The sequence below is a fragment of the Sinorhizobium sp. 6-70 genome (assembly GCF_030124375.1).
In the GTDB taxonomy this organism is placed as follows: domain Bacteria; phylum Pseudomonadota; class Alphaproteobacteria; order Rhizobiales; family Rhizobiaceae; genus Sinorhizobium.
Genome location: NZ_JASKLS010000002.1, coordinates 30,131 through 43,071, shown reverse-complemented (window position 1 = coordinate 43,071; position 12,941 = coordinate 30,131). Strand labels below are relative to the sequence as shown.

The following is a 12,941-nucleotide window of genomic DNA, read 5'->3' as shown; positions in this document are numbered from 1 at the left end:
CACTTCACTGCGTTATCGACGTATTTTCACGCGAGGCGAGTCGTCGGTGACCGTGGTTTCTGCCTATCAGCATTGGGAAAAGAGCGGGCAACGCTAAATAAAATAACAAAATGCAAATTTCTTCTTGCATTTTGTTAGGTAAATAGTTTGAGTGTTGACGCTGGACGTTAGGTAAGCTGAAGGCGACGGACGGTCTGGAGCGACCGACTGTAGGAGGAGGAAAAAATGGTGGCTCAGCAGTTCGAGCCGACAGGCGGATATGTCGACATGGTCGGCGAGGACGCCATGTCCGAACGTCGCAATGCGTGGATCAAATTTCAGGACCGGATGTTCGTACCGCTGACGACCGTTCCGACGATCATCGCCAGCCTTCTCGTCTTCGGCATTCCGCTCACTTTCTCGCTGTTGCTGAGCTTTCAGGGCTGGACAATCGACAGCGCGCTGCTGGCCGGCAGATTCGTCGGTCTCGCCAACTACGAGGATCTCTTCACCGATCCGCTGTTTCGGTCGAGCCTCCTGCTGACGATTGGCTACACGCTCTCGACAGTGACGCTGGAACTGCTCTTCGGTCTTGGCGTGGCGCTTCTTCTCAACAGCCGCGTGCCTTTCGTGCGCATCTTCCGCACCGCGCTCATCATTCCCATGATGATCACGCCGATCGTGGCCGCACTGACCTGGAAGCTGCTACTCGATCCGAGCTACGGGCTAGTCAACGCCATCCTCGGCACCAGGACGGTCTGGCTTGGAGACCCCAATCTGGCACTGATTGCCGTCGGCATCGTCAACATCTGGCAGAACACGCCTTTCGTCGCGATCCTGCTGCTCGCCGGGCTGCAGTCGCTGCCGAGTGAGCCGGTCGAGGCGGCCGCCGTCGATGGCGCGAACTCCTGGCAGACCTTCCGCCACGTGACGCTGCCACTCCTTATGCCCTATGTGGTCGTGGCAGTCCTTCTCCGCACGATCTTCGAGTTTCGCTCCTTCGAGAACATCTGGGTGATGACGGGCGGCGGCCCGGCGAATGCGACGAAGCTGCTCTCCGTCTACACCTTCGAGGCGTCGTTCCTATCCTTCGATCTGACGCTCGCGGCTGCCTCGTCCTGGGTCATGCTCTTCATCGTGCTGATCTTCTGCGTTTTCTTCATCCTCGCCACCAAGCGGAAGGAGATCCAGTGATGTCCGGTTTCGCCCGCGGCAAGCGCCGCAAGTTCACCAGCTACGTGCTGACCTACGCGGGTCTCGTAAGCCTTTTCCTGGTTTTCGTCTTCCCGCTTCTATGGATCGTCGGTATCTCGCTCAAGACGCGCGAGCAGATCTTCACCAACCCGCCGGTGTTCTTCTGGATACCGACCTTTGAGAACTATGTGCACGTGCTGACGCAGTCGGACTTCCTGGCGTCCTTCGGCAATTCGCTCGTCGTCACGACGGCCTCGGTGACGCTTTCCCTGCTTATAGGAATCCCGGCGTCCTACACCTTCGCGCGCTTCCATTTTCCGGGCCGTGGTGTGGCGATGATCACGCTCCTGATCATGCGGATGCTGCCGCCGGTAGCGATCCTCCTTCCACTCTTCGTGCTCTTCAAGGCAGTCGGACTGTCCAACACGCGCATTTCGGTCATCATCGCCTACACGACCTTCAGTCTCCCGCTGATCGTCTGGGTGATGAAGGACTATTTCGCCAACCTGCCGAAGGAGCTTGAGGAGGCGGCCTATATCGACGGCGCTTCGAGGATGCTCGCCTTCCGCAGAATCGTGCTGCCGCTCGCCCGGCCGGGCATCGTTACCGCCGCGATCCTGTCGCTGCTGCTCGCCTGGAACGACTTCATCTTTGCGGCGATCCTCACAAACAATGCGACGCGTACCTCGCCGGTGCTGCTCGCAAGCTATGCCGGTGGGGAGACCGGCACCAACTGGGGAGCGATCACGGCCTCGGGCGTGCTCGTCGTCATCCCCGTCATCATCTTCTCGCTGATCGTCCAGAAGCACCTGGTGCAGGGACTGTCGTCGGGAACCGTGAAGTGAATGTGTCTGCAAGCAACGGAGGAGGAAATGGGAATGGAGAAGAACAAGGGAAAGTACGGCGGACCAGCTATCAACCGCCGCAGCATGATGATCGGTTCGGCGGCGACCATCGCCGGCGCGGGGCTGATGCGCTCGGCGCTCTTCACGCCGGCGCTTGCCCAGAGCAAGCCGCAGAAGCTCACCGTGCTCGGCGACAGCGCGCCGTGGAAGGGCACGATCGTTGAAGATGCGATTCCGGCCTTCACCAAGGAGACAGGCATCGAGGTCGAATACATCCAGTTGCCGAACGAGCCGCTCATTACCCGTGCTCGCGCCGAATTGACCAGCGGGAGCACGACGAGCTTCGACGTTATGCAGATGGGCGCCTCGATGATCGGCTGGATGCATCCGTATATGGAGGACGTCAACGAGCTCCTGAAGAAGGCCGGCGGGAAGTACGCCGCCGATTTCGGCATGGACGAATTCTCGCAGGCATCGCTCGACCTCGCCAGCATCGACGGCGTGCTGCGCGGCGTGCCCTACCGCAGCACCACCTATATCCTGCACTACCAGCCGGCTCTCCTGGAAGCGGTCGGCATCAAGACCCCGCCGACCACATTCGCCGAATATCTCGATGCGGCCCAGAAGCTGACCGAGGCAGGCAAGCCGAACCGTTTCGGTGTGGGCTACTGCGCCCGCCAGGGTGGCGCTATCGTCGATCATTTCGGTCCCTACCTTCTCTCGGCAGGCGGCGGCTTTTACGACAGCAAGACGAAGGACATCTGGATCAACAACGCGAAGTCGCTGGCCGGCCTCGAATTCTACGCAAGCCTGCTCAACAAGCACAATGTGGTGCCGCAGGACGCGCTCACGTGGGAATGGGATGAAATCATCGCCAACGGCCAGAACGACCGTTACGCGATGGCGATCACGCTCAACGCCTCCGCCACCCCCATCAACAGATCCGAAAAGTCCAAGACCAAGGGCAAGTGGAAATGGGCGATGGTTCCGGGTCTTGAGAGCGCGGCCGACAGCCGCTCCTCGCTCGGCGGCTGGAGTTTTGCGGTTCCGTCCAAGGGTGCTCATACCGGCTGGGCCTTCGAGTTCGTGCAGTTCATCACCAGCCGCGAATGGGCGAAGCGTTCGATGGAAAAGGGCAACGCCTCCGCACGCCTTTCCGTCCTCACGGATCCGGAGGTCGTCAACACCTACGGCTTCACAAGCGTGATGGCCGACCAGCTGAAGACCGCGATCGCCAATCCGCGCGACGCGTTCTGGGGCGCCGTGGAGGCGCAGCTTCGCGCCGGTCTTTCCAAAGCGCTGCTCGGTGAGGCGTCGCCGAAGGACGCAATGGACGAGGTCGCGACCGGCTGGGAGCGCACGATGCGCCGCGCCGGCTGATCGAATAGCCGGGCGGAATATCGCCCGCCCGGCTCATCCCATACAGAAAGGAGAGGGCCATGGCTTCCGTTCAGATGACAGATGTCAGGAAGAGCTTCGGCGCGGTGGATGTCATTCATGGTATTGATCTCATGATCGAGGATGGCGCCTTCGTGGCGTTGGTCGGTCCGTCCGGTTGCGGGAAGTCGACCCTTCTGCGGATGATCGCGGGGCTCGAGGAAACGTCGGGCGGGGAAATCGCCATCGGCAATCGGGTGGTCAACGATCTGACGCCTCGCGAGCGCAATATCGCGATGGTTTTCCAGAATTATGCGCTCTATCCGCATATGACGGTTGCGGAAAACATGGGCTTCAATCTGAAGCTCGCCAAGAAGCCGCAGGCCGAGATCGATGCTCGCGTGAGCGAAGCGGCCAGGATGCTCGGCCTCACCCCGCTGCTCGACCGCCGCCCCTCGCAACTGTCCGGCGGCCAGCGCCAGCGCGTCGCTATGGGGCGCGCCGTGGTGCGCAAACCGCAAGTCTTCCTGTTCGACGAACCGCTATCCAACCTCGACGCCAAACTGCGCGTCCAAATGCGTTCCGAGATCAAGGGCTTGCACCAGAAGGTCAGGACAACTTCCATCTATGTCACCCACGACCAGATCGAGGCAATGACGCTCGCGGACCATATCGTCGTCATGCATGGAGGCCGCATCGAGCAGCAGGGACATCCGATGGAGCTTTATCGCAGGCCTGCCAACCTGTTCGTTGCGGGCTTCATCGGTACTCCGGCAATGAATTTCGTGGATGCCGTCGGTGGCAGTGACGATCGAGGTCCCCTGGCGAAGCTGCCGGGCGGCGAAGCGATCCGTGTCGATGGCGTGCGACTGGACGAGGGCAGGCCGGTGACACTCGGATTCCGTCCAGAGCATCTCGCGACCCATGGTGCCGGCGCCAGGCTTAAAGGCCCGGCGCGCTTCGTGGAGCCCACGGGGGCGCTGACGCATGTCACCTTCGATGTCGGCGGGCACAATATCGTCGCTGTCATCGATGGTGAGCATCAAGTGGCGACCGGCCAGGCTTTCGAGGTTTCGGTCGCGCCGGAACTCGTCCATGTCTTTGATCGCCAGTCCGGGATGCGACTGAACGCGGCCTAGCCGGAACCTCGAGGCGAAACCGATTTCAAGGGCCGGTTCCGAAGGTCGGCCTTCAAACCAGGAGATTGACAGTGAACAAGCCCATCAACGCGGCCTCCACGCTGGAGGCGGTCGAGAATGCCGTGCGGACGCATTCTCGCCCCTCGGACATCCGCATCACCGACATGCGCATCGCCGTCGTGACGGGGATATGCTATTACCCGATCATCCGCATCGACACCAATCAGGGCGTCTACGGGCTTGGCGAGGTTCGCGACGGCGGCCATCCGGAAAGTGCGCTGCGGCTCAAGCATTTCCTGCTCGGCCAGAATCCCTGCAATGTCGACATGATCTTCAACGCGCTGCGGCTCTACGGCGGTGACGGGCGCGAAGGGGGCGGAATTTCAGGCATCGAGATCGCGCTCTGGGATCTTGTCGGCAAGATCTACGGCGTGCCCTGCCACCAGTTCTTCGGAGGAAAGTATCGCGACAGCGTCCGCATCTACGGCGATACGCCCGCGCCCGCAGAGCTGACGCCCGAGGCCTACGCCAAGGCTGTCCGCGCGCGCGCCGACATGGGTCTCACCTTCATCAAGTTCGACCTGCCGCCCAAGCTCTTCGAAACGACGGAAGGTGCGCTCATCGGCTCGGCTACGAAACACGAATACGATCTCGGCAGGAGCACCCGCGCGCCGGGCTCCGGACGCGGCGCCAAGATTTCGGAAAAGGGGATCGAAACCGCGGTCGAAATCGTGCGGGCGGTTCGTGCCGAGGTCGGCAGTGAGATCTCGCTCTGCGTCGATCACTTCGGCGAAGGCTACGTCACTGCGGATGAGGCGATCCGCATCGGCAAGGCGCTTGAACCGTTCAACCTTGCGTGGATCGAGGACCCGGTCATCTGGCACGATATCAAGGGACACAAAAAGGTTGCGGACGCCCTGCTGACGCCGGTCGCGGGCGGTGAGGATCTCTATCTTGTCGACGGTTTCCGCGAGGCGATCGAAACCCAGGCCTTCGATATCCTGCACCCCGATCTCCTGACGTCGGGCGGCATGCTGGAGACAAAGCGCATCGCCGACTACGGCGCGCGCTACGGCCTGGCTACGGCACTGCATTCGTGCTGCTCGCCGATCGGCTTCATGGCGAACGTCCACTGCGGTGCTGCGATCAACAGCCTGCTGGCGGTCGAACATCATGGCCTTGACGTGCCGTTCTGGGAGGAACTGGTCACGGGTCTCGATCCCAAATATCTCGACGAAGGCTACGTTAAGGTTCCTGATCTGCCAGGGCTTGGCATCGAACTCAATCTGGAGGCAGTAAAGGCCAATCTGCGCGAACCGGACGCACTGTTTCTTCCGACCGAGGAGTGGAACAAGCGTAAGGCAGGCTTCGAACGGGTCGAACCGCCGCGCTATCAGACCCAGCTTGTCCGTGGTCGACGCTAGCGTGAAGAAGGATCCCGAGCGAAGAATGTTCTCTCGCGGCGTTCAGCACTCGTACACTCGTATGAGTACTAAAGCCAAAGATCGGCAATGAGCGTTGGCTTAGGGCGGCAGTTCGAGGCGAGGGATCTGAACATCGGGCCTCCACTACAGTGGAGGAGAATGGTGAGTGGATCGAGGTGAACTCGGATGGCATCGATCACGATCGTGACTCTTCACGCTCCGAGGGGGCCTACGGAACCTTGGCGCGAGTCTTGGTCCAGCCGTGATCATAAGAAGCGAAAGGAAGCGCGCGGTTTGAGAACCACGCGCTTCCCGAGCTCGGTTCAGAGGGCCGCTTGGACTTTTTCAGCGACGTCCGCCGGCACCCATTTCGACCAGATGTCCTTGTTTTGCTCCAGGAAGTGTTGAGCGCCTTCCTCTCCGGCCGCTTGATTTTCCGTCTGCCACGCCATCAGCTTGCCGACGGTATCGTTACTCCAACCGCGCGTATTGAAATACGCCATGACTTCCGGGCTGGTTCGATCCGCGAATGCCTTGGTCACGACGGTATAGACCTTGTCGACAGGCCAGGCATTTACCTTGGGATCGGGGCATTCCAGGTTGGTGTTGCAGCGCTTCCATTCCGCGGCATCGTGTGGGACGGTTGGCTGCAGCATCACCATCTCATACTTTCCGAGCAACGCCGTCGGAGCCCAGTAGTATGTGATGAAGCCTTCCTTGCGCTCGTAGGCCTTCGCAATGGCACCGTCGAGGCCTGCGGCAGAGCCAGGATCGAGAAGCCTGAAGCCCTTTTCGCTCGCATCGTATGCCTTGAACAACTGCGCGGTCACGATTGTCGCACCCCAGCCGGCAGCGCCGTTGAAGATCACGCCCTTACTTGCATCTTCCGGATCCGGAAACAATTCAGGATGTTTGAGCGCATCATCGATGGTTTTGATGTCAGGATGCGCATCTGCCAGATATTTTGGAATCCATAAGCCTTGAATACCGCCATCCGGTAGTGCCGCCGCTCCCAGCACAATCTTCCCATCGGCAACGCCACGCGGAACGATCTCAGGCAAGAGGTCGATCCACGTCTCCGAGGACACGTCGGGATCCCCTTTTTCGACCATCGAGGTTGTGGTCGGCACGGTATCGCCGGGAACGGTTTGGACATTACAATCGTAGCCGTTTTCCAGGATGAACTTGTCGACGAAGGTGAGCACTTCGGCGCTCTGGACATTATGCACCGCAAGGGTGACGTCGCCGCAGTCGGCGGCATTTGCTGCTGTGATGCCCCACAGCAGTCCGAAGATCGTCGATGTCGAAAGCAAATACTTTTTCATTTTTTCGTTCCCCTTTTTCAGCGGCACGCTTTCTTCACGCGGGCTGCCGCTTTCGTTCGCGTGACTGGATTTCAGCCTCAAGACTTAGGCGTAGCTCGCGACTGGCTCCCCGAGCACGTCGAGCCGTGGCGTTATCCCGAGGCCGGGGAGGGCAGGTGCCACGACACGTCCCTCAACCACCTCGTAGGATCCGTCAGCCGTCTTCACCGACACCATGTCGCGGCTCTCCAGGACACATCGAAGATTTCGCTCGGGCACGGTCTGGCCCAGATGCACGATCGCAGCAAACGCTATGTCGGACCCCGTCGTCTCCTGGACACTGACGGTGTAGCCGGCGGCCAGGCACATATCCCGATGCCGACGACCTTTCGTGAGGCCTCCGTTCTTTGAGATCTTGAGGCCGATCCCCTCGGCTGCATCGTCGCCGATGAGTTGGGCGATCGAAGAATCGCTGGTTGCGAGCTCATCAAAGATGATCGGGACATCGGTGCGCCGCCGCAGCGACACGCATTCCCGCCAGGTCGCGCAGGGAGCCTCAAGCACGAAATCCAGGCCAGGCGGCAGCAGCCTGAGCATGCGCAAAGCGTTTTCGACGAGCATTCCCCCATTTGCATCCACGATGAAGAACTCGCCTGGCTGCTTGTCCGCCAGTGCGGCGGCGATGCGAGCGGCGTCGACCGCTGGCTCTCCGCCAATCTTGACGGAATGGCCCACGTAGCCCATCGCCCGATGTTCGGCGATGCGCCTTCGCATGTCCTCTGGATCGCCCATGTAGATTGATGAAATGACCGGCATGCGGACATTCGTGCGTCCGCCCAACAGGTCGCAAATGGGAAGCCCAACGGATTTTCCGAATACGTCCCAGCAGGCAACGTCGATTGCGGTCTTCGCATGCTCGTGCCCCACAAGCGCCGCGTCCATGGTCTCATTGATGCGGTCGACGCGCCGTGGATCGAGGCCAATCAGGTGAGGCGCGATTTCCGCGATGCCCGCGCGAACTCCGAGCGCGTGAGATGCGATGTACGTCGATCCAAACGGCGTGCTTTCACCCCAGCCTTCAAGGCCGCTGTCCGTTGTCACCCTTACGATGGTAGCGTCGAAGCTGCGGTACTCCCGCCCGCCAGAGAGGGTGTAGACCCCACCTGCGTAGGGCAGGTCCACTCGAAACACATCTATCTGTTTTATCTTAATATCTGCCATGGTTCTTCCGTCACGAGATGGTAAGGACAAGCTTTCCGCTGAACTTCTTTGAGATGAAGTCTTTCTGCGCCTCGACGATGTTTTCGAGCGGGTAGGTCTTGCTGATCATCGGACGGATCTCGCCTCGTTCCACGTAGCGCACGAGATTTTCGAAGACGACGTCGTCCTGAAACGTGCAGCCGAAGAAGCTGAGGTCTTTGAGGTACAAGGTTCGGACATCGAGCTCCACGATGGGGCCCGCGATCGCTCCGGCGACGGCATAGCGCCCGCCCTTCCTGAGCACCTCCAGGACCTCGGGGAAGGCAGGGCCGGCCGTGACGTCAATCGCGACGTCGACGCTCATGGGGCCTAGCTTCTCGATCAGGCTTTCGTGCCGATCAATAACTCGGTCTGCGCCAAGACTGCGCACATGGGCGGCCTTTTCCCCGCCGGCGATGGCAGTCACGATCGCGCCACGACGCTTGGCCAACTGAACGGCGGCGGAGCCGACCCCACCCGAAGCGCCGGTGATCAGGACATGTTCACCGGCGCCGACATTTGCGCGGTGCATCATGCCCTCGGCGGTGGAAAACGCGCAGGGGAGGGAAGCAAGTTCGAGGTCGCTCCAGTCGCAATCGACCCGGAACGTCTCGCGGGAAGGTGCTTTCGTATACTGAGCGAACGCGCCATCGCACTCGGACCCGAACGTCCAGCATTCCATCGGTCGGTAATCGACGTACGAGCGAAGCATGTTGCGAACGATAACCCGTTCGCCGATCCGCGCCGGATCGACGTCTAATCCTACGGCAGCGATGTGGCCGCAGCAGTCGGCACCCTGGATGCGGGGAAATTTCATGGCTTCTCCAGACCAGCTCGCGTCCGTATCGCGCAGGTCTTCGATGCCCTGTGCCGCGCCATGGCCGGTTTCACTCGTCACGACCTTCGAATACCAGCCGATGCGCGTATTGACGTCGGTGTTGTTGACGGCGGCGCCCGCCACCCTGATGAGAACTTCGTTTCGATCCGGCTTCGGTACCGGAAGGTCATTGCGATACTCGAGCTTGTCGAATCCGCCGTGACCGACGAGGACGACCCCGCTCATACGTTCTGGAATTGCGGACAAACGAGTGTCGTCCGGGCGAAGAGAAACTCTGTTCACCGTCTTGGATTCCCGCAATGTATTATTCGTGATGTCGGTCATGCAGGCTGTGTCAGTCGTTGTCTCACTGGGTGCTGACTGCCTGCCTTGTCCTTAAATCTGAGGCCATCCCGCCGTGAATGACAATGCGCTTAATTCTCATCCGCAATTGACTTCAGGTTCACTCAGGTCGTGACCGGCCTCTCTGTCCCGAGCACGACCCGGGGATTATCCGAAGTCCGGCTTCGGGCAGACCGGCCGGTCCGGGTGTGATATCTATCCGGATGTGCAATAAGACTGCTGGGGCGCTCTTGCAGGGAGGTAGGTAATTCCCGATGGTTCGTCGGTACTATGAGCTACCGTCGCTGACTGCGCTGGCTGTTTTCGAAGCCTCGGCGCGCCATTCCAGTCTCAAACTTGCTGCAAGCGAACTCAATGTGACGCCCAGTGCCGTCAGCAGGCAGATAAAGGCGATCGAAGAGGAGCTTGGCGTCCAGCTGTTCGTTCGCAGCGGAAAGGGCGTGGCGCTGACTGCCGAAGGAGAAGAGCTCTACGACGTTCTCGCGAATTCGTTTTCGCGCATCTCTGATATTGCCAGGTCCATCAAGCGACGTGATAAAGCGCGAAACGTGAAGTTCGCCTGCAGCGATGTGTTCGCAACCATGTGGCTGATCCCGCAGATGCCCGATTTCTGGCGTCGCCATCCGGACATAATGGTCGATCACTTGATCTCGGACGACATGCGGAACTTTCGCCGTGCCGAGGTCGAACTCAGGGTTCGCTTCGGGCCTGGCGCCTGGAGCGACGAGACCTCGGAATTCCTCTTCGATGAATGCGTCTATCCCGTTTGCAGCCCCAACTTTGCGGCGCGCTTCGAAGGCGCGACCATGGCCGATCTTCCCGACTTGCCGCTGTTGGACGTCAACTGGGTTGGCCCTGACTGGGTTGGTTGGGAGGAAGCGCTTCGCCGGGCGGGCCTTCCTCACACAGCGTTCGACGGAAAGCGGTTCGGAAAGTTCAACGTCGCCCTGCAAGCGGCGATGGCCGATCAGGGGGTGGTGATCGGCTGGCACCGCATTGTGGGTGACTTGGTCGAGCAAGGTACCCTGGTTCGCTTCACCGATCTGGTGATCCGTTCGCCGGGCGGATACTACTTAACATGGAACTCGCATCGCGAGCTCTCGTCTGCGACGCTGATTCTGCGAGAGTGGCTAAGATCGATAGCGAAGGTCACGCGCAACAATCCATGTCCTACCGCTACGATCGAGTAGTGCGCCCCTTCGCCGACTGCAGTCAGGAACATGAGAAGCTCATGCGCTGCTGACGCCGAGCTCCAGCCGACGGGTGATGCCGATCGCTTCGAGGAACAGCTCGTCATGACTGACGACGACGAGTGCGCCGTCATAAGCGCGTATCCCCGCCTCCACCGCTGATATGGAATCGATATCGAGATGGTTGGTCGGCTCGTCGAGGATCAGGAGTAACGGCGGCTCCGGCCCGCCGAGCACGCAAGCCAAGCCGGCGCGCAGCATCTGCCCGCCCGAAAGCGTGCCGGCGACCTGCAGCGCCGCGTCGGCCCGGAACATAAAGCGCGCCAGCGCCGCGCGGCTGGCATTTTCGTCTGCGCCGGGGTTGAGCCGTTGAAAATTGTCGCGGATTGTGAGGGCTGGGTCGAGCAGGCTTACCCGCTGATCCAGCATGGCGGATTTCGCCGGCACCCGTACCTCACCAGCAAACGGCTGCAACGCCCCAGCCAACATCGAAAGCAGCGTGGTCTTGCCAGATCCGTTCGCTCCTGTGACGGCGATCCGTTCCGGTCCGACGATCTCAAGCGAAAGGTTTCGCAGTACCGGCTTTTGCGGATCATAGCCGGCCGTGACATCGTCGATCCTCAGGACGGTGCGGTTCGCTGGCAGCCCTGTCGGCGCCAGGGTCACCGCCAGCGGTTGCTGAATCTCGATCTTTTGCCGCGCGGCGTCGACATCCTCCATTGCGCGTGTTCTCATCCGTTCGGCCAATCGCGCGTTCGCGCCGCTGGTGTTCTCGGCCTTGCGTCGCAGCCCGCCGGCGATGATGCGCGGCATGTCGCCCCTGGCCGCCTTCTTATTGCCGGTGCTGTCTTTGCGAGCCTTGCGCTCGGCGGTCTCTTGCGCAGAGCGGTTCGCGTCCGCGATCCGCTTTTCGGCATCCGCGAGATCGTGCTTGGCGGCCGCCAACTCCACCGCCTTGCGTTCCCGATAACGGCTCCAGTTGCCGCCGTAGCGGGTGGCGCCGAGGGTGGTCATCTCAACGATCCCATCGACGGTGTCGAGCAGTTCACGGTCATGACTGACGACGATCGCCCCACCTTGCCAGCCGGCGAGAAGATCGATCACTGCCCGCCTGCCACTGCGGTCGAGATTATTGGTCGGTTCGTCTAGGATGAGGAAATCCGGTTCGCGGAAGATCAGTGCCGCGAGAGCCGCGCGGGTGCGTTGGCCGCCAGACAGCTTTGAAAGCGGCGTTTCGGCCGTCGCCTCAAGCCCGGCGCGCGCCAGCGCCCCGGCTATGCGGGCTTCTAGCATCCAATCGGCATCGGCGAGTTCTTGCGCCGTCGCGTTGCCCCTTCCGGCGCGGGAAAGCAAGGCGAGCGCGTCGCGCACTCCAAATAGGTCAGCAATCGTCTCGGCTGCTGCCACCTGCACACTCTGGCGCAGCACGTCGAGCGTGCCGGAGACCGACACCGTGCCGGATCCGGGTGAAAGTTCACCGGTAATGAGCTTCAGCAGCGTCGTTTTTCCGACGCCGTTGCGGCCGACGACCCCGGTGCGTTCGGGACCGAAGCTGATAGCGAGGTTTGAGAAGAGCGATCGGCCGTCAGGCGTTGACCACGAAAGATTGGCAAGGGTGATGGAAGGCATGGAGAGAATCCCGGATTGCAAGGCGAAGCGGCATTGCGATCTGGGCAGTATCCATGTTCAACCATCCTGTTGGTGCTGCGATGGTGGTTATCTAGGCAGCAAATGCGGAGGATTCAAGGCGTCGGTGAGCCAGGGCACCCTTGTAAATGGTCTGCTGAATCAGCTCGTTAGTTGCATAAATCACATTATGCCTCAAACGGCTCATTGTTCTCGGTTGGCGCTAAGGGAGATCGCATGACGTTGCCGCCAATCCCCGAACCGCTGCAGGCAGCTGATCTGACTTTCTGTGCTGTCCCCGACCCTGGAGGGAACCGAAGCGACCGCATTCGTCAACAAGCCAGCGGACATGTTGGCCTTGGCGGGCGAGCACAGCCCGAGGCGCCGCACATCTCGCACAATTCTTTCCAGCAGCCGGCTGCCCCACTTTAAAGTCGGAAACTT

Annotated in this window: 10 protein-coding genes; 6 read left to right on the top strand and 4 right to left on the bottom strand. The window is 60.7% G+C overall.

Translation table 11 applies throughout. The features are described 5' to 3' along the window. Positions 1–225: 225 nt before the first annotated feature. The 5 genes from QN222_RS04060 to QN222_RS04040 all read left to right on the top strand — a co-directional run bounded on the left by QN222_RS04060 (position 226) and on the right by QN222_RS04040 (position 5,958). Positions 226–1,173 carry a sugar ABC transporter permease gene (locus QN222_RS04060; protein ID WP_283961092.1) on the top strand — a complete coding sequence of 316 codons (948 nt, stop codon included), beginning with the start codon at positions 226–228 and terminating at the stop codon, positions 1,171–1,173. Beyond that, positions 1,173–2,018 (top strand): carbohydrate ABC transporter permease, encoded by an 846-nt coding sequence (locus QN222_RS04055; protein WP_283961093.1) that lies wholly within the window; start codon positions 1,173–1,175, stop codon positions 2,016–2,018. The genes QN222_RS04060 and QN222_RS04055 overlap by 1 nt, the downstream gene beginning before the upstream one ends. A 33-nt stretch (positions 2,019–2,051) precedes the next feature. Next, complete coding sequence (locus QN222_RS04050) at positions 2,052–3,398, top strand: sugar ABC transporter substrate-binding protein (protein WP_283961094.1); 1,347 nt, start codon at positions 2,052–2,054, stop codon at positions 3,396–3,398. A gap of 59 nt (positions 3,399–3,457) precedes the next feature. After that, positions 3,458–4,534, top strand: coding sequence for a sn-glycerol-3-phosphate ABC transporter ATP-binding protein UgpC (locus QN222_RS04045; protein WP_283961095.1), 1,077 nt, complete (start codon positions 3,458–3,460; stop codon positions 4,532–4,534). A 71-nt stretch (positions 4,535–4,605) separates the two neighbouring features. After that, the gene (locus QN222_RS04040; protein ID WP_283961096.1) at positions 4,606–5,958 is read left to right on the top strand and encodes a mandelate racemase/muconate lactonizing enzyme family protein; all 1,353 of its coding nucleotides are present in this window, start codon (positions 4,606–4,608) and stop codon (positions 5,956–5,958) included. Between the two features lie 323 nt (positions 5,959–6,281). Here QN222_RS04040 and QN222_RS04035 read toward each other — a convergent pair whose 3' ends face one another. From QN222_RS04035 to QN222_RS04025, 3 genes are all read right to left on the bottom strand, one after another. After that, positions 6,282–7,283, bottom strand: coding sequence for a glycine betaine ABC transporter substrate-binding protein (locus QN222_RS04035; RefSeq protein WP_283961125.1), 1,002 nt, complete (start codon positions 7,281–7,283; stop codon positions 6,282–6,284). An 84-nt stretch (positions 7,284–7,367) separates the two neighbouring features. Next, positions 7,368–8,483, bottom strand: coding sequence for a mandelate racemase/muconate lactonizing enzyme family protein (locus QN222_RS04030; protein ID WP_283961097.1), 1,116 nt, complete (start codon positions 8,481–8,483; stop codon positions 7,368–7,370). A 10-nt stretch (positions 8,484–8,493) separates the two neighbouring features. After that, positions 8,494–9,564 (bottom strand): alcohol dehydrogenase family protein, encoded by a 1,071-nt coding sequence (locus QN222_RS04025; protein ID WP_283961098.1) that lies wholly within the window; start codon positions 9,562–9,564, stop codon positions 8,494–8,496. A gap of 371 nt (positions 9,565–9,935) precedes the next feature. On the opposite strand from QN222_RS04025, the gene QN222_RS04020 reads away from it, so the two are divergent. Continuing rightward, complete coding sequence (locus tag QN222_RS04020; RefSeq protein ID WP_283961099.1) at positions 9,936–10,871, top strand: LysR family transcriptional regulator; 936 nt, start codon at positions 9,936–9,938, stop codon at positions 10,869–10,871. A gap of 39 nt (positions 10,872–10,910) precedes the next feature. On the opposite strand, the gene QN222_RS04015 is transcribed toward QN222_RS04020, so the two are convergent. Continuing rightward, positions 10,911–12,500 carry an ABC-F family ATP-binding cassette domain-containing protein gene (locus QN222_RS04015; protein WP_283961100.1) on the bottom strand — a complete coding sequence of 530 codons (1,590 nt, stop codon included), beginning with the start codon at positions 12,498–12,500 and terminating at the stop codon, positions 10,911–10,913. Between the last annotated feature and the right edge of the window lie 441 nt (positions 12,501–12,941).